Source organism: Xanthocytophaga flava (assembly GCF_030068545.1).
Classification (GTDB): domain Bacteria; phylum Bacteroidota; class Bacteroidia; order Cytophagales; family 172606-1; genus Xanthocytophaga; species Xanthocytophaga flava.
The window spans coordinates 29,139-45,683 of sequence record NZ_JASJOR010000015.1 but is presented as its reverse complement, the minus strand read 5'-3'; the positions used below and the strand labels follow the sequence as shown (position 1 = coordinate 45,683).

15 protein-coding genes and 9 tRNA genes are annotated in these 16,545 nt (G+C 38.4%); 8 read left to right on the top strand and 16 right to left on the bottom strand.

Annotated elements, in window-relative coordinates:
• Positions 1 to 246 precede the first annotated feature (246 nt).
• Entirely contained in the window at positions 247 to 702 is a 456-nt protein-coding gene (locus QNI15_RS21295) for a hypothetical protein (RefSeq protein WP_314033398.1), read from the top strand.
• Between the two features lie 62 nt (positions 703 to 764).
• Here the strand turns inward: QNI15_RS21295 and QNI15_RS21290 are convergent, their stop codons facing one another.
• On the bottom strand, positions 765 to 2,645 hold the full coding sequence (locus QNI15_RS21290) for an ABC-F family ATP-binding cassette domain-containing protein (RefSeq protein WP_314033397.1): 1,881 nt from the start codon (positions 2,643 to 2,645) through the stop codon (positions 765 to 767).
• A 188-nt stretch (positions 2,646 to 2,833) separates the two neighbouring features.
• Between QNI15_RS21290 and QNI15_RS21285 the strand changes: the two genes are divergently transcribed.
• The 7 genes from QNI15_RS21285 (at position 2,834) to QNI15_RS21255 (ending at position 7,694) form a co-directional block, all read left to right on the top strand.
• The gene (locus QNI15_RS21285) at positions 2,834 to 3,433 is read left to right on the top strand and encodes a DUF6915 family protein (protein WP_314033396.1); all 600 of its coding nucleotides are present in this window, start codon (positions 2,834 to 2,836) and stop codon (positions 3,431 to 3,433) included.
• A gap of 7 nt (positions 3,434 to 3,440) precedes the next feature.
• Positions 3,441 to 4,259, top strand: coding sequence for a hypothetical protein (locus QNI15_RS21280; RefSeq protein WP_314033395.1), 819 nt, complete (start codon positions 3,441 to 3,443; stop codon positions 4,257 to 4,259).
• A gap of 40 nt (positions 4,260 to 4,299) precedes the next feature.
• Positions 4,300 to 5,112 carry a hypothetical protein gene (locus QNI15_RS21275; RefSeq protein WP_314033394.1) on the top strand — a complete coding sequence of 271 codons (813 nt, stop codon included), beginning with the start codon at positions 4,300 to 4,302 and terminating at the stop codon, positions 5,110 to 5,112.
• 45 nt (positions 5,113 to 5,157) lie between these two features.
• Entirely contained in the window at positions 5,158 to 6,051 is an 894-nt protein-coding gene (locus QNI15_RS21270) for a hypothetical protein (protein WP_314033393.1), read from the top strand.
• A 4-nt stretch (positions 6,052 to 6,055) separates the two neighbouring features.
• Positions 6,056 to 6,637 carry a hypothetical protein gene (locus QNI15_RS21265; RefSeq protein WP_314033392.1) on the top strand — a complete coding sequence of 194 codons (582 nt, stop codon included), beginning with the start codon at positions 6,056 to 6,058 and terminating at the stop codon, positions 6,635 to 6,637.
• A gap of 3 nt (positions 6,638 to 6,640) precedes the next feature.
• Positions 6,641 to 6,979 carry a hypothetical protein gene (locus QNI15_RS21260; RefSeq protein ID WP_314004491.1) on the top strand — a complete coding sequence of 113 codons (339 nt, stop codon included), beginning with the start codon at positions 6,641 to 6,643 and terminating at the stop codon, positions 6,977 to 6,979.
• Between the two features lie 85 nt (positions 6,980 to 7,064).
• A complete protein-coding gene (locus tag QNI15_RS21255) occupies positions 7,065 to 7,694 on the top strand; it encodes a hypothetical protein (protein WP_314033391.1) in 630 nt (209 codons plus the stop codon).
• On the opposite strand, the gene QNI15_RS21250 is transcribed toward QNI15_RS21255, so the two are convergent.
• The 15 genes from QNI15_RS21250 to QNI15_RS21180 all read right to left on the bottom strand — a co-directional run bounded on the left by QNI15_RS21250 (position 7,691) and on the right by QNI15_RS21180 (position 16,491).
• Positions 7,691 to 9,112, bottom strand: a complete 1,422-nt coding sequence (locus QNI15_RS21250; RefSeq protein WP_314004495.1) for a leucine-rich repeat domain-containing protein — start codon at positions 9,110 to 9,112, stop codon at positions 7,691 to 7,693. The two genes, QNI15_RS21255 and QNI15_RS21250, sit on opposite strands and share 4 nt — an antisense overlap.
• 107 nt (positions 9,113 to 9,219) lie before the next feature.
• Complete coding sequence (locus tag QNI15_RS21245; protein ID WP_314033390.1) at positions 9,220 to 10,551, bottom strand: leucine-rich repeat domain-containing protein; 1,332 nt, start codon at positions 10,549 to 10,551, stop codon at positions 9,220 to 9,222.
• Between the two features lie 57 nt (positions 10,552 to 10,608).
• Complete coding sequence (locus tag QNI15_RS21240; RefSeq protein WP_314033389.1) at positions 10,609 to 11,766, bottom strand: hypothetical protein; 1,158 nt, start codon at positions 11,764 to 11,766, stop codon at positions 10,609 to 10,611.
• Positions 11,767 to 11,803: 37 nt separating this feature from the next.
• Positions 11,804 to 13,201, bottom strand: a complete 1,398-nt coding sequence (locus QNI15_RS21235; protein ID WP_314033388.1) for an SDR family NAD(P)-dependent oxidoreductase — start codon at positions 13,199 to 13,201, stop codon at positions 11,804 to 11,806.
• 14 nt (positions 13,202 to 13,215) lie between these two features.
• Positions 13,216 to 13,289, bottom strand: a tRNA-Met gene (locus tag QNI15_RS21230).
• A gap of 17 nt (positions 13,290 to 13,306) precedes the next feature.
• A tRNA-OTHER gene (locus tag QNI15_RS21225) sits at positions 13,307 to 13,378 on the bottom strand.
• 4 nt (positions 13,379 to 13,382) lie between these two features.
• A tRNA-Gly gene (locus QNI15_RS21220) sits at positions 13,383 to 13,456 on the bottom strand.
• 36 nt (positions 13,457 to 13,492) lie between these two features.
• Positions 13,493 to 13,564 (bottom strand) — tRNA-Arg (locus QNI15_RS21215).
• Between the two features lie 9 nt (positions 13,565 to 13,573).
• Positions 13,574 to 13,649 (bottom strand) — tRNA-Ala (locus QNI15_RS21210).
• Positions 13,650 to 13,683: 34 nt separating this feature from the next.
• Positions 13,684 to 13,758, bottom strand: a tRNA-Asp gene (locus QNI15_RS21205).
• A 240-nt stretch (positions 13,759 to 13,998) separates the two neighbouring features.
• Positions 13,999 to 14,886 (bottom strand): leucine-rich repeat domain-containing protein, encoded by an 888-nt coding sequence (locus tag QNI15_RS21200; protein WP_314033387.1) that lies wholly within the window; start codon positions 14,884 to 14,886, stop codon positions 13,999 to 14,001.
• A 5-nt stretch (positions 14,887 to 14,891) separates the two neighbouring features.
• A complete protein-coding gene (locus QNI15_RS21195; RefSeq protein WP_314033386.1) occupies positions 14,892 to 16,019 on the bottom strand; it encodes a leucine-rich repeat domain-containing protein in 1,128 nt (375 codons plus the stop codon).
• Positions 16,020 to 16,238: 219 nt separating this feature from the next.
• Positions 16,239 to 16,312, bottom strand: a tRNA-Ser gene (locus tag QNI15_RS21190).
• 12 nt (positions 16,313 to 16,324) lie between these two features.
• Positions 16,325 to 16,399 (bottom strand) — tRNA-Ala (locus QNI15_RS21185).
• 19 nt (positions 16,400 to 16,418) lie between these two features.
• Positions 16,419 to 16,491 (bottom strand) — tRNA-Arg (locus QNI15_RS21180).
• Positions 16,492 to 16,545: the final 54 nt, after the last annotated feature.

Below are 16,545 nucleotides of genomic sequence, written 5' to 3'. Positions count from 1 at the left end.
AATCCGTCATTTCCCCCGTTTGATAAAACAGGAGTTTTTGCGTTTAACGAATCCGTCATTTCTAATGACCTTTGTTATATCAAATGCATTTGAGAAAGGTGGAGCGAAACCACTTTAAAAATGAGTCTGACCTACGCAGAATATAAAGTAGGAGGCGGAAACCGAAAAGCCTGAAAAGAGTAAGTAAATATTGCCAGAAACATACTATACATATAGAGATGTGATGGCCCTAAAATAACCACGCATATGAACCAAGTAATCACAAACCCTGTAGAAGAAAAAAAAGACACTACTTTTTCTGCCGAAAGTAATGGTAAAACAATCGCTGAACCTGTAAAGACAAGCACTACAGGTGCTTTCAAAATGGGCCTGTTTAGCAATGGTGTGCAGCTAGGTTGGATGGGACAGACTGATGCTGGTTGGGCGATTCTTGTAACAGATGAAACCAAGGCTATCCAGTTGGAGCAATATCCATACAATGGCACAGATTATTTTCGTATCAAAGACACTAGCCGTTATATGTCTGTCAGTAACAACTCTTATATCGGATTTTATAGTTGGACTTCAGCTACTGGCTTTACACTGAAAGGTTCTCATCTGGTTGCTGGATACAATGGGCAACAATTGTCTCTCTATTCAAAAGACAATGCCTACCTGTATGCCTGGGATGCCTATACTGTTCTTGACGTTAAATTCATTTAATGTGCTTGCAGATGAACATACACACAAAAGGCTCTGAATAGTCAGAGCCTTTTGGCTATAAATCAAATATATTCTGCCAGTTCCAACCATCGGTCAGTTTTTGTGGACAGTGTACGTTCAATTGTTTCGATTTCTTTAGCCCAGCCTGTTATTTCTTCATGGTTAGGGCTACCGGCATTTAGCTTGGCAACTAGTTTAGACTTTTTCTCTTCCAGTTCTTCAATCTCTTTTTCCAGTGTTTCGTATTCCTTCTGCTCCTTAAAAGAAAGCTTTCGTTTGGCTGTTTCCTGAGTAGGAGTAGCAGTCTGTACCACTGGTTCTGGTTTGGAAGCTTTCTGTGCCTGAACTTTTTCCTGCTCGTCCTTGTCTTCCAGCCACTCGCGGTAATCGGTATAGTTGCCAGGGAAATCGCGAATTTTACCTTCTCCTTCAAATACAAACAAGTGATCTACCAGACGGTCCATAAAGTAACGGTCGTGAGATACCAGTAGCAGACAGCCGCCAAAGTTTTCCAGAAAATCTTCCAGCACATTTAACGTAGTAAGATCCAGGTCGTTGGTAGGCTCATCAAGAATCAGGAAGTTGGGGTTTTTGATCAGTACACGAAGTAACTGCAAACGACGTTTTTCACCCCCGCTAAGCTTTGCTACCAGATCCCATTGCTTGGCAGGAGGGAAGAGAAACAGATTCAGAAACTGAGAGGCTGTTAGTGTTTGACCATTGGCAAGTGTTACTACCTCTGCTATTTCCTGTACCAGTTCAATAACCCGCTGGTTGTCTTTGTAAACCAGTTCCTGCTGAGTGTAATAACCGATTTGAGTAGTATCTCCTTTATCTACAGTTCCTTTGTCAGGTTGCAGATTGCCTGTCAACAGATTTAGAAAAGTAGTTTTTCCAATGCCATTTTTACCAACAATCCCTATCCGATCCTGTTTTTTGAATACGTAGGTAAAGTCGTCCACCATCTTCTGAGCTCCAAACGATTTGTATACATGGTCCAGTTCAATGATCTTATTACCAAGCCGGGTTGTTTTTACACTTAGTTCCAGTTGGGCATTGGCTTTGGTTCCAGCTGCTTTTTCTTTTAGCTCATAAAATGCATCAATCCTATATTTGGCTTTTGTTCCACGGGCTTTCGGCATACGACGCATCCATTCCAGTTCCTTACGAAGCAGATTGCGGGCTTTTTCCGTTTCTGCTGTTTGTTGTGCTTCCCGTTCCGCTTTCTTTTCCAAAAAATACCCATAGTTGCCCTGATAACGGTATAATTGTCCCCGATCTATTTCAACAATGGTATTAGTTACCGCATCCAGGAAATACCGGTCGTGTGTAATCAGGATCAATGTTATGTTTTGTGAAGACAAATGATGTTCCAGCCATTCAATTGCACCTAGATCCAGGTGGTTGGTAGGTTCGTCCATAATCAGCAGATCGGGATGCTCAATCAATACTCTTGCTAGTGCTACCCGTTTACGTTGTCCTCCGGATAGCTGGCTAATCTTTTTCTCCAGATCATGAATATCCAGTTTACCCAAAATCTGTTTTACTTCTGATTCATACTCCCACGCTTTGGTTGCATCCATTTGTGTAATGGCTTTGTCCATCAGGTCTGAATTTTCCGGATGCTCCATGGCCTGTTCATACAACTTGATAGCAGAAAGTGCAGGATGACCCGTAGAAAACAAGGTATCCATAATACTTAGATCCTGCTCAAAATCAGGATTCTGAGACAAGAAGCCAATGGATATTTCTTTGCGGGTACTTACTTTGCCTTCATCAGCTGGAAGCGATCCTGCGAGAATATTCAAAAGTGTACTTTTTCCAATACCATTCGGCCCAACGATGGCTACCTTTTCGCCTCTGCTGACACCAAAAGAAATGTTACGGAACAACCAGCGGTCACTAAACGACTTGCCTATATTTTCGGCGGATATATAATTCATAGGATAGAAAAAACAAATAAACCAAATGCTTGCCAGATAGATAAATCATTGTTTGATGTCATCTGTCAAACAAGTATTCTAATAAATACTGAATAAGTTTGCAAAGGTAGGGCTTTTTATATTCAGAAAGATATTATTTTGAAAAGGACTCTATTGTTACTATTTCTGAGTTATTGCTATTTATATACATGAATATCTGGGATCATTGTTTATTGTCACAACGAAAGTTTGGGGGACAACCGGGAGATTATGAGAAGATTCACAGCTTTATGGATTCTTCCAAATACTTTTTTTATCATAATAAGCATCGGCTGTTGATACACAATTTGTTTGGTGTAGAACTGGCTACAGAGTTATTGGGAAACTTTATTGAAAACTCAGATCACAAAAAGGTATTGGTACGGGATGTAGCTATCGAACATTGTAGGGAAGACCTGGATGGTAAAATCCCTACGCTGTATGACTGGCTCAAAGATAATACGGAACTGGAAAATATGATAGGAGAGGTGCCTGATCTGGGAAATGATACCTGGAACCGATTTTTATGGCGCCCCTTTCTTCGCAGTGAGTTGAAAGCCTCACTGATTATCACCTGTAGCGACTTTGGAGTATTTCTGATGGAGCATTTTCATGGACTGGAAGCCGCCAAACAGCTTGCCCGTAATCTAGATCCGGAGTGTAAAGTAAAACCGTTTCTGGAGAAATTCAGATTCACACAACGCTGGCAATATACTCCTCAACAGGAAGAACTGGAATGGTTGCGTAAAAATGCAGTTTCTCAAAAATAACAAGTATATGTGGTCTTATCTACAGAAGGTGTTTAAAACAGATAAAGAGAGTACTGATAGACAAAATACCAAAAATCGTATCCAGTTATGGATAAATCAGCTTACAATACCTCCTATGACGTTGAAGGGAGCAGTACGAAGAGCAAATAGACTAAATCAAAAGATTGATGTAGAGTGGTTTACAGGTGGAGATCACAGACAGTGTTTGGTGAAAGTTGAGAATGTGTATGACAAGGATAATTGGCGGGCATGGAAGTTAGAAGAATTGATTGAGGATAAACTACAGTTAGTTGGCATAGGAGAATATTATCGGAAAGGTTGTGGTCGTATTGCTATAAGTGAAGATAACCATGTGGTATTATGCTATTCTGCTCATTCATATTATTATGAGTATGGTACAGAACAAGATATACCGATCCGGAGTACAATTATTGAATGGATAGAAATAATGGATTTCTTTCAATTAGAACAATATCTGCACCGGGTATCTATTTCTTACACTTTATGTATGTATAGAAATGATAATGGAGTGATCGAATATTATAAAGATAACCCATTGCTTAATATTCATATTATTGAGGGAGACAAATTTTTATTACCCTCCCCTATAAGCACTGCTGATTTTTATTTTGACATACTTAAAGAGTATTTACAGAAATTTGAAGAGGACTTTAAAATGACAGAAGTATTAGTAGGTAGCAAAGTATTAGAATCTATCTACATAACTGCTATTCTGGAATATGGAAAGATCAGACTAGAACTACAAAAATCATATATTGTCATTGATTCTATTATCGAAAATAAATCAATCATTTTAGTAGAGTAAGTGAGAAGTGTAAATATTATCTACTCAATTTGATTAAAGCATGTGGTCTTATTTAAAAAAGGTGTTTGCTAACAACAAAAAAGAGGTAAAACACGAAAAGGGAAAGCTCCTATCAGCATGGTTAAGTAATACTATAACTTCTCCCTTAACTATCAAGGAACTTGTGAGAAGTGCTCGTATTGTTAATGAGAGAATTCTGGTAGAATGGGATGCAGGTGGTGATAGTAGATGCCTCAAGATAAAAGTAGGGGATGAATATGATGATAGGTTCTTTGGAGAGTTATGTTCAGAAATTGTGGAGAAGTTACAATTGCCTCATACTGGTGAATATTATAATAAAGGGTATGGTGAAGTGGATGTGAATGAAAAAGACCAAATAATACTGAAATACTCTACACGTGCCTATTATGAAGACTACGGATCGGAACCAGATCTATTGTCCCAAGATTACGAACCTATTATTGAATGGGTCGAACTAGAAGATGTATTTGGATTAACTCAGTATTTGCATAGAATAACTATTTCCTGTAGTGTAGATATGATGCTGACTGAGGATGGAAAGGTTAAATATAGAGCAAACAATCCATTACTAAATATTCGTATTCATGAAGGAGATGAGGTTATACTACCTGTTGCTGATATAAATGAGTTTTATTTGGATGTACTAAAAAAACATTTGCATAAGAGAGAGGAAGAGTTCGTTTCTGTTGACAACAGTGCAGGTAATAAGGTGTTGGAGTCCATTAGTATATATGGCACTTTTTTACTGGAAGGTATCCAATTGGAACTACAAAAAAACTATGTGGTGATTGATTATATTGTTGAAAATAAATCAGTAGTTTTAGTCCATTGATTGGCAGTTTCTTTTTATTTACTCAGGCATTGAAATTACTGTAACATGTGGTCTTATTGGAAAAATATATATGATTCGTTTTTTGCAAATAATAATAGATCCTCTAAACAAAAGGCCCCTGTAACAAATACATCTGGAGCAACAGATTTCCATACATTGAATGATGATGGAGAAAATGTTGATTCTATGTCTGGAATCGATAAAAAGGCTATTGTAAAAACAGAAGTCATTCGCTTATTGTCTTCTGGAGAACCTATTCCTGTAGATTGGAATGCAGGAGGAGATGAAACCCTTTGCAATGTAAAGGTTGGAGATTCTTATAATTATAAGAAGGATGGGGTTAACATTGGATGGGAATTAGGTGATCTGATTGCACAGATATTAGAATTGCCCAATGCTGGGGAGTATTTCAATAACGGACATGGTAGAATTGAAATAGATCAGAATGGGCAGATTGTATTACATTATTCGGCGCGAGCTTACTACTATGATTATGAAGAAAGTGATTGGGTAGATGGAGAGCCAGCCGAAAATGTTTCGTCTACTGAATGGATACCTGTAGATGATCCCTTTCATCTGAATCAATACCTACATAGGGTGAATATTAACTTTTCTGTCTGGATGCATGTAGAAGGGCGTAATACTATTACGTATGATTCGTATGGCGGCCTTATTCATACACAGGTCCGGGAGGGAGACGAGATGTCTGTTCCTATTCCAAAAGAGGCAGAGGCTTTTTATGGAGAGATAATCCGGAAACGATTGCAAAAGTTTGAAAAGGATTTTGAATTTAGCGAGGAAGTTGCGAAGAGTAAGTCGTTGCATTCGATTGATGTGAGTGGTAGATTAGAGGAAGGTGGGGTTCGGTTAGAACTACAAAAATCCTATGTGGTAATCGATTTTATCGCTGACAATGAATCTGTGGTTTTAATCAAATAGTACTATGGCAGTGTATACAAAAGGTATAGCTTTCGAGAAATTGGAAACTGTGCTGAAGATTTATAAAAAACAGGCACGATCACAAAGTGAGGTGTTGTCCTTATTCTCACAGGACACTCATCGAAAAACTATTGAAGATACTTATGAGAAGCTAGTTCCTTTGACTATAGCAGAAGCGTTGTTATTGTCTAATGCTGAGCAGCGTATGGTAGCTTTGCAATGTTTTGGGGTCGAAGAGTTGGTGACTAAACTGAATGCAAAACAGTTAGATGCACAGACTATCACCAAAAAACAGATCCGGTGGGATGAGCATCTGAAACCCTATGAACATACCTATGAGGATACCTATGAACTATACAAGATAGATGCTAAATCACTGGGTATAGAACGTCATTTCTGGCGTGAGCCAGCTATTTATTTTGTCAAGTGTCAGTGTGCGTCTACAGATAGACTATACTATCTGTATGTGTCTGAAGATATTGCTCAGCAGCAGGACGCTATTGCTGCTATTGCCTGGACTATGCGATTCAATGGTAAACCGCTGACCAAGCAACAGTATTTGAATCTTATGTATTCAGAAACGTAAACTATGCATAATTTTATGGAATTTGAAAGAGTGTATCGGCACGGTGATGTGCTGTTATTTAAGGTTGCTGAGGCAGGTGTTACTGCCAATGTGAAGGAACGTACCAAAAAACTGACACTTGAACTGGGTGAGGTAACTGGTCACTCACATCAGTTGGCAGGAGATGTAGAAGTATTGGATTCTCCTGTGGAAAAGGATCAACTGCTGTTCAGAGTAACGGATCAGGCTGTGTTAACACATGAGGAGCACGAACGTATTGTACTGGAAAAAGGAGTTTATCTGAAAGTAAGTCAGGTAGAATACGATCCGTTTCAGGACTTGATTGTACGAATAAGAGACTAATATATTTGATACCTACAAAAAGCTAGCTGGTTATATACAATCAGCTAGTCTTTGGTTTTTAATGTATTAAACACCTTAATTTACAATGATTGAATTTTTTGATATAGGTTGGCTGGCTATAAAATCAGAATCTAAGGAAGCCGTGATTCAGTCTCTGAATCTGAGTGAACCATTTATACAACTAGATTGGAATACAGGAATTTCTGTTGTGATGGGTGATATTTGGGATGGAGTGCCTTTTAGTAGAGTGTATGTAAGTAGTCCTATGCGAGGTTGGGTTCTGGTTGTTGGAGACTGGATTAGCCAAACAGATAAAGTGGCTTTATGCCAGCGATTAAGTGAAACTTACGAGGATGTATGGGCTTTTTCTACCCAGATGCGAATGGACTTCTGGTTTTATCTGTATTGCAAAGGCGGGAAGATAATCCGACATTTTGAAAAAGATGGAGAGAACATTATAGATGAAGGCGAATTATTAAAAAAAGAAAAGACTTTGCGAAAAGAAAGTCTGCTTGATGAAGAGGAGGATGTAAATGATCCGGAAAACTGGTATGGTGAAGACATTGTGATGGGAATGGCTGAACTGTTTACCATTGACCCTAACGAGCTTCCAGAAGCTATGCTGAAAAAACAGTTAGGGACATTGGCTGTAACCGATGTGGGCAGAGAAAAAGGAATATCCGAAAATCCTATCGAACAATGGAAAGAGTCTTAAAAGTGAATCAGAGTATGAGGTAGTAGTCTTTTAATCCGGTTTATTTCCTGTTCTGAGAATAAGTTATCCTGTAAATCGAGTTGTTTTAACCGTTTTAGATTCTGAATGCTGTCTGGCAGGGTTGTCAAGCGATTTTTATTTAGACTCAGGTAATGAATATATTCCAGATTCCCAATACTATCAGGAATGGACTCGAGTTGATTATTATACACCCTAAGTTCTTTTAGTCTTTTTAATACCCCAATATTCTCCGGCAACTGCTTTAGCTGATTATTATGCAGGTGTAGTTTGGTCAGCTTTGGTAAGCTATTGAGATCAATGTATAACTCTTCCAATTGGTTATTGACCAGAAACAAACGTTTCAATTGAGACAATTTCCGAAGATTAGCTTTTTTGATTTGGTTGAAACTCAGGTTGATTTCTCGCAACAGCTGAATTTCATTTAAGGTATCAGGCCATTGAGTTAGTTGATTGATATACAAATTGAGTATCCGCAACGATTTGGATTTTGTTAGGCCAAAAGGAAGTTTCTGAAGATAATTGTGACTAAGGTTAACCAGGCGTAAATGTTCAAGGCCTCCTATACTATCTGGTAACGTTTGCAAATAGTTATGGGGTAAGAAAAGGACAGATAAATGTTTTATATTACCTATTGTATCTGGTAATTGTGTGAGTTGATTGAAACCAGCATATAAGCTTTCCAACTGTCTAAGATCCTCTAATCTGCGTGGAAGGGTAGTAATCTGATTGTGATTGATGTCAATTTTTCTGAGACCTTCTTGTTTGAGTAATGCCTCCGGAAAATAGCGAAAACGATTATATGCCAGGGAAATGCTCTGTACAGCGTTGGCTACATGTTTATCTTTGTAATAGAAAAACTCAAAAGGAAGATCTTCCAGAAGATTGTGATTTAGATTCAGGGATGTAGAATACCGGGATGTTGATAATAAACTACCTATAGTTGGAGGAAGTTTGGTGAGGTAGCAATGACTCAGATCAAAGTTCGTATTCCAACGGTCATAGGTTTGAATGGTAATCTGATCATAAGCAAGCTTTAACCATAATTTTTTCTTTTCTATAGAGGCATTGACAGGCATGTGTTTTACAACAGGATGTTTTAATCCTTTCAGCATCTGAAACGCCAGTTCGATATTAGCATCGTCATTAGATGCAATCAACCGGATTAGGTTCTGCGTCATCTCAAGCCCTCCTTCCAGGTCTTCCGGATAGTCGTTATATGTTACCCAGGAACGGGTAATAGGTAAAGATGCTTCTATTGAGGTTTCTTTTGTCTGTTCAATAGGTGAATGAACAACTTGTTCCTGAGTCTCTTGTGGAACTTGTTGCTGCTTCTGTAACGGTTGAGATACAGACGAGCGGGTTAGTTTATGAATAAACGCTTTTAATGACTTCAACATCTGCAGTTGTAATTATAGTTGTTCAGGCTTTTCTTTCTGGTAATTAGTAATAGATAGTATACTAAACCAAAGAAAATACTTGTTCAGATTTATTCCTCAAAAAATAATCAAATAGCCTTTTGCCCTTTTGCTTTTTTTGAGCGTTTGTTGTTGCTAAAGTGAATCAGAGTATGAGGTAATAATTTTTTAATCCGGTTTATTTCCTGTTCTGAGAATAAGTTATCCTGTAAATCGAGTTGTTTTAACCGTTTTAGATTCTGAATAGTGTCAGGTAAAGTCGTCAGACGATTTTTATTCAGACTTAGATACTTAAGTCGCTCAAGATTTCCAATACTTTCCGGAATAGATTCCAGTTGATTATTATACACTCTGAGTTCTTTTAATTTTTTTAATGCCCCAATGCTTGCTGGCAGGCTTTTCAATTGATTATTATGCAAATGGATTTTCTCTAGTTGACTCATACTGTCAGGCTCAATCTCCAATAGTTCCACCCGATTACTAACAAGTAAAATACATTGTAGCATCGGAAGATCCTTCAGATGCAGTTTGCGTATCCGGTTAAAGCTTAAATTGATTTCCTGTAGCTGTACCAGTGTATTGAGGTTAGTAGGCCAGTACTCAATCTGATTAATATACAGATTGATTTTTTTTAGAAATCGTAGTTTGTTCAAGCCTTCGGGTAGTGCCTTAATGTGATTGTTACTTATATCCAATTCCACCAATGAGTCAAGATTGCCTATACTTTCAGGTAAAAATTGCAATAAGTTATTTTTAACTGCCAGCTTACGTAGATGCCATATGTCTTTGATTGTATGGGGTAGTTCTTTGAGTTGATTGAAGTTTAATGATAGCCAGTGCATATTTTTTAGCCCCTTTAATTGATCCGGCAAAACAGACAACTCATTTGAACTTAAATCCAGTTTGTACAGATTAATTTGCTCCTGTAATACTACCGGGACTTTTTTCAAGCGGTTGTGGGCTAGTGAAATGCTATAAAGCTGATTAAAAGCTTCTTTATCGTTATAAAATAAAAACTCAAAAGGAAGATCTTCCAGAAGATTGTGACTCAGATCCAGATTGATAAAGCCAGATGTTGTTGAGAGTAGATTTCCAATAGAGGGTGGTATGTGGGTGAGCTGGAGACGGCTGAGATCAATGCTATACCAACTTTGAGAAGAAGGACCTGTAAGTTGATCATACACAAGCTTTAACCATACTCTTTTTTTTTCACCCGGTGCGTCAGCTGGAATTTGTTTTATAACAGGATGTTTTAAACCCTTCAACATCTGAAAGGCTAAATCAGTATTCGTGGTCTCACTAGAGGAAATTAACCGGATAAGGTTTCGGGTTATTTCCGGCGGTCCTTCCAAATCTTCCGGGTATCCATCATAGGTGGCCCAGGAATTCTTTGTTATTGATGAATCTGATTGATTTTCCATAGTTGTTTTGACTGTATTCCTTTTGTCTATACTGATAGAAATAGATTTGACTTTTTTCTATCGATAAACACTTTTGATAACTTTTACATCTTCCGGAATGTTATTCTGTTTCAGTTGTGATGATTGATTTCGTATAATAAGTTCCTGGAGCTGAGGATCTTTTTTTCCTGTAATTGTCAGTTCCTGAATAGATGTGTTGGTTGCAAGCCCCTCCCTTAGACGTGCCTTGCCAAATCTGGTCATACCTGTTCTATTCAGCTTAAGCGAAGTTACAGTTTTATTCTCTTCTAAAAATTTTTTGAGTGCCTTAGCCGCCTGATCTGAAATATGATTGGCAGAAGCACCCATGACTCTGGTAGAAATACTATAACCCAAATCCAGCGAATGTATACTGGTATTAGTTGCCATATGTGTAAATAAGGTAACCATTGCATTTTCTCTCAGACCACAACTGGCCAATCCAAGTTCTTCCAGTGTAGTATTGTCTGATAGTGCGTCTGTTAGTATGGCACCTCCTTCATCACCCAGTTCGTTTACACTAAGTAGTAGGGCTTTCAGTGTTTTATTCTGGCGCAATACGCTAGCCAGATAAGAGGCTCCTTCTGCATCGATCTGATTCCCGCCCAGATATAACCTTTCCAGTGTCTGGTTTTGTGTAGCCAATACTTCACAGATTGCCTTTAACCCTGCCGTGCCAATCTGTGTATTGACCAGATCCAGTGTTCGTAAATGGCGATTTTGTTTCAGTACATTGGCTATGTGGTAGGCTCCTACTTCTCCAATCGGATTACGTTTTAACCACAATCCCCGTACAGATGTATTACTTGCCAGGGCTTGTGCCAGTTTTTCGGTACCTTCGTTTTCAATTAGATTACAACCCAGATAGATTGTTTCCAGGTTTTCGTTATGTTCAATAAGTTGAGCTACTTTTTCTGCACCCTCATTTCCAATTCCATCCGTTCCCAGCAACAAGCTTTTGATATGCGTATTGTTCCATAAGGATTCTACCACAAAACTACATCCTTCAGGTCCCAGACTTTGTTTGCATAGATCCAATCGCCCATCATCTGTAATCGTACCTCTTGGAAAGGCCATGTTGATCTGGGGTAGTTCGTCTTTCTTGAGATAGGAAAGCAAAGGTTCGATTTCCTGAAAATCATAGGGAAGTAGTTCTGTAATGCCTTTGATAGGACAAATAATGATGTTCTTTTGCATAGAAGTTAGGATAAAAGTAGGTTGTGCTAATCAGACTTTACCATGGATAGGGTTGGTAATCCTTCAAAAAGTGTCCATAGAGTGGTATTTCCAAATTATTGATGCCACATGCCACCGGATCATAAATACGTGCCATACCATCCGTTTCATCCAGTGGGGTTACAAATCCTCGTTCCCGGATTCGGGATCTTTTAGGAAATGGATTTTCCTGTGTAATCCAGCCTGTATCTACACTATTCATATAGATACCATCCTTTGCATAGTCGTTGGCAGAAGTTCTGGTGAGCATGTTCAGCGCTGCCTTTGCCATATTGGTATGTGGATGGAAGACGGTTTTATTTTCACGGGCAAACTGACCTTCCATAGCCGATACATTGACAATAAAGCGTCTGTCAAATTCAGACTGTTTTAGCAATGGTTTTAGTCGGCTATTGAGTAAGAATGGAGCTACTGAGTTTACGAGTTGCACTTCCAGCATTTCTATCGTATCTACCTCATCCAGTTTCAGTGTCCAGCTATTTTGTGGACGCAGATCTATTTGCTGGCGGTCTCTATCCAATTTTCCTTCCGGGAAATAATCATTGCTATTGGGAAGTGCAAGCTGATGTTGTTTTTCTATTAGCTGAAATCGGGTTTCCTGGCCTAATGGCAGAATGGATTGCAGTTCAGCAGAAAGTTGTTCAAAAGGTGTTTGTTCAAATTCAAGTAAGTGTCGGTAAAACTCCAGGGGACGTTTTACTGTTTGGGCAGCATTATTAATGATAATATCTAGTTTGGGTTCATGTGAAAGCAGATAGTCAATAAACTGCTCTACTACTGGAATATTACGCAGATCCAGTCCAAATATCTGAAGACGATGCTGCCAGTCGGCAAAATCTGCTTCTTCACTAAAACGTCTGGCACAGTCTTTCGGAAAGCGGGTAGTGATAAGTACTCTTGCTCCATCACGTAACATACGCAGGGCGGTCAGATAACCTATTTTGATACGTCCGCCTGTTACCAATGCAACCCGATTGGTAAGATCGCTACGCTGAAAACGTTTTTCATAGTTTACCGATGCACAATCAGGGCAAAGCAAATGATAGAAGAAATGAATATTCTGGTAGGGATTCTTACAGATATAACAGTTAAGCGGGCGTTGAATACGAAGAACAGAAGGAGACGTATCTTGTGGAAGCACTAACGGTTGGGTTGTTTCATCAACCGGATTATTCTGATGCAGAAACGTTTGTTCCAGAACGGCTTTATCTGCTAACTGAATTTTTTGCAGGTTTTCCTTTCGGATCGTTTTTCGGGCGTCCTTATGTAGTTTGGTTACCAGCCCTTTGAGTGTCATAGTATCCAGAGCCAGATCAGGATCTCTGGAGAGTGCTTTCAGTACCTTGATACAGGTGTCCCATTCTTCAGGAGTAAAGGGGGATTGTGTGTTCATCATAATTGATATAAGGTAGAGGCAGACAGGGCTCGAACCTGTAGCCGCCCAGGTTATGAGCCAGGGCATCTTCCAATTGAGTTACTGCCTCTGTATACATAGTTTTTGCGAAACTGAGAGGATTCGAACCTCTAACCTTTGCCACGGGTAGCAATGCTCTTCCATTTGAACTACAGTTTCCTTTGTGAGACGGGGAGGCTCGAACTCCCAACCTCCTTCCTGGCAAGAAGGCGCTCTTCCAGTTGAGCTACTGTCTCATGGTAAATAGTTTTTTCCAGGTATAGCTAAAAAGATGGAGGAAGACAAGAGTCGAACTTGTACCCATCCGGTTAGGAACCGGATATTCTTCCGTTGAACTACTTCCTCCGGATTTAGTGGTGAGACAGGGAAGAGTCGAACTTCCAGCCCCCTGCTTGCAAAGCAGGTGCTCTTCCAGTTGAGCTACTGTCTCTTTTTACTATGCTTTCAAAGAAAGTTTCCGATTGTTAGACTGGGAAGGTTCGAACTTCCGACCTACTGCGTGACAGGCAGTTGCTCTTCCACATCTGAGCTACAGTCTAAGTATACTATAGTTGTAAAAATAAGAACGTCCCTAAACTCTCACATACACTAATCTGCGGCTTTCTCAGGAGTATCAGCCCTTTTTTTCTGCATGTGTTATGATTTTTTATGACGTTTTGTATCTGTTCTTTAACTGAATCAAACATATTTTAAATGTTTGATATATGCAATGCTTGCAGAAATATATGAGGTTCAAGGTATGATTTACACTGAAAATGTACTGTTTTAGCTGGAGTGGTTTATTTAAATTTAATCTTTAGGTTAGGCCACCAGGTACGGATCTTAACCTGATCCTCCCACGAAAAATGATTTCCCTTTGATATAAACTCTTCCAGATTTTTCAAATTGCCTATTTCTTCTGGCAGTGTCTTGAGTTGGGTTGCATCCACTTTCAATTTCGTAAGGTTGGACAATTGACCAATTTCTAATGGAAGAGATCCTAATGGATTATTACTTAATCTTAAATCAGTTAGATTTTTGAGATCGCCAATTTCTGGAGGGATAGAGGTAAGATTATTATCTGATATATTCATATATCGTAAGTGTTTACAATACCCTATTGTGGTTGGAATGGAGTGTAGTTGGTTTTTACCCAGATTCAGGATGTCTAAGTGAATCAGTTTGCCAACTGCTGTTGTTAATGTATGCAAGCAATTGCCTGCTAAACTTAATTCATACAGATTGTAGCAATTTCCAAGTTCGTTAGGAAGAATAGATAGTAAGTTGTAATCCAGATATAATTCTTCCAGATTAGTAAGACAACCAATTTCAACAGGTAATTCCACAATCTGATTATAGGAAAGGTCTATAGATATCAGATTTACCATATATTTAATTCCTGTAGGTATATGAGATACTTTTACAGAGTCTGTAGATGTATCCTTGTCTGAGCAATAGATATGTGTCTGGTGTACTATATGATATATTTTCTCACTCAATAATACTACACTTTTTTCCCATCTGTGAATCCTGACAATCCAATCATACAGTTCTTCTATATCTCTTTTAAAGTCCTCAATATCAATTGCTAGAGAATCTGATATTGTCAGTCCTACCGTGATACTTTCCAATTGACCAGAAAGTAATAACCGCATTACATTCTCTTTTTCGCTGTTGGATTCCGACATTGATTTTACTCAAAGTTAATTTTACAATTAGGGAGCCAGGTTTTAATCTTTTCTTTTTCAGAATTTGAGATAGGGTTATCTTCTAATGATAAAAAGCTAAGATTGGTTAGATTCGCAATTTCTGGTGGAAGAGATGTAAGGTGGTTTGCTTGCAAATAAAAGACTGTAAGCGATTTCAAGTTACCAATAGATGAGGGAATAGAATGTAGGTAATTATTATCAACGGCAAGATGTTTTAGATTGGTAAGTTTGCCAATCTGTAATGGTAGTGAAGTCAACTGATTTGAATTAATATCTAATGTCTCTAACCTTTTGAGCAGTCCAATTTCTGCAGGGATAGAACCTATTAGGTTTCTATCTATATGGAGAGTTACTAATTGTGTTAATTTTCCAATATCAGTGGGTATATAATTGATCTGATTTTGATCCAGAGAGAGAGTAATTAGGTTTGTGAGATTGAATAGTTCTTTGAGAATAACAGCTAAAAGATTATGATGAAGGTGTAATTCTTTTAATTGGATGATTTGCGTAATTCCTATGGGTATTTCACGTAACAGATTCTTACCTAGATTAAGAACTTCGAGGTTGTTGAGTTTAGATACTTCCTCAGGGAATGTGGATAGTAAATTATCTTCTAGCCATAGTTTTGTCAGATTTGTGCAATCAATGATTTGAAGAGGAATAGATGTTAATTGATTGTTTTGTAAATCAATGTGATACAAATATTTAAGGTGCCCGATTTCTGGTGGAAGGGTGGTTAATTGGTTTGTAGGAGCATATAAGGTTTCCAACTTTGTTAGACTTCCAAATTCTGCTGGTAAGTAGGTTAATTGATTCTTTTCGGCATATAAGGAAGTAATATCTGTAAAGTATTTGATCGGAGGTGGAATAAAAGTTAAGTTATATCCTGACAAATTCAGCCGCTTTTGTGTTTTTACCTTCCATATTTTCTCACTTATAAGAATCTCTTGATTATCAGATATTAAACTAAACGCAATTTCTATATCTTCTTTGAACTTTGTTGTGTCAATTTGGAGCAAATCTGCCAATACTAATCCTAACTCGATACTCTCCAACTGGCTCGATTGTAGCAACTGCATTACATTGTCTGTTTCGTTGTTGGTTTCTGACATGGTTAGTCTAGGATATCATTCAATATATTAGTTATGAGCTCTAATAAAGAAACTATAACTTCTATGTCTAGTTTTGATGAGTCGTCTTTTGTCGGGGAAGTATTTTCAGTATCATTCATGCACTTATGAGTATCTGGAAGAATTGGGTTTAATTTTTACTCCTTTCTTTGATATGTCAAAACCCACTAATCACCTAAGCCTTGCTTAATTACAGAAAGATGGAGGAAGACAAGACTCGAACTTGTACCCTTCCAGTTAGCAACCGGATATTCTTCCGTTGAACTACTCCCTCCAGAAGTATTTAGTGAGACTGGGAAGGTTCGAACTTCCGACCTCCTAGTTGCAGGGTAGGCGCTCTTCCACATCTGAGCTACAGTCTCATATACAATAAAATAGGGTAGGGGCTGACAGGACTCGAACCTGTAGCCTCCTCGATCCGGAGTCGAAGTGTCTTCCAATTGACCACAGCCCCTGTATAAAAAACAATGCTGAAAACTCACGTTCTGGGGGCAAAAATAGTATCTTT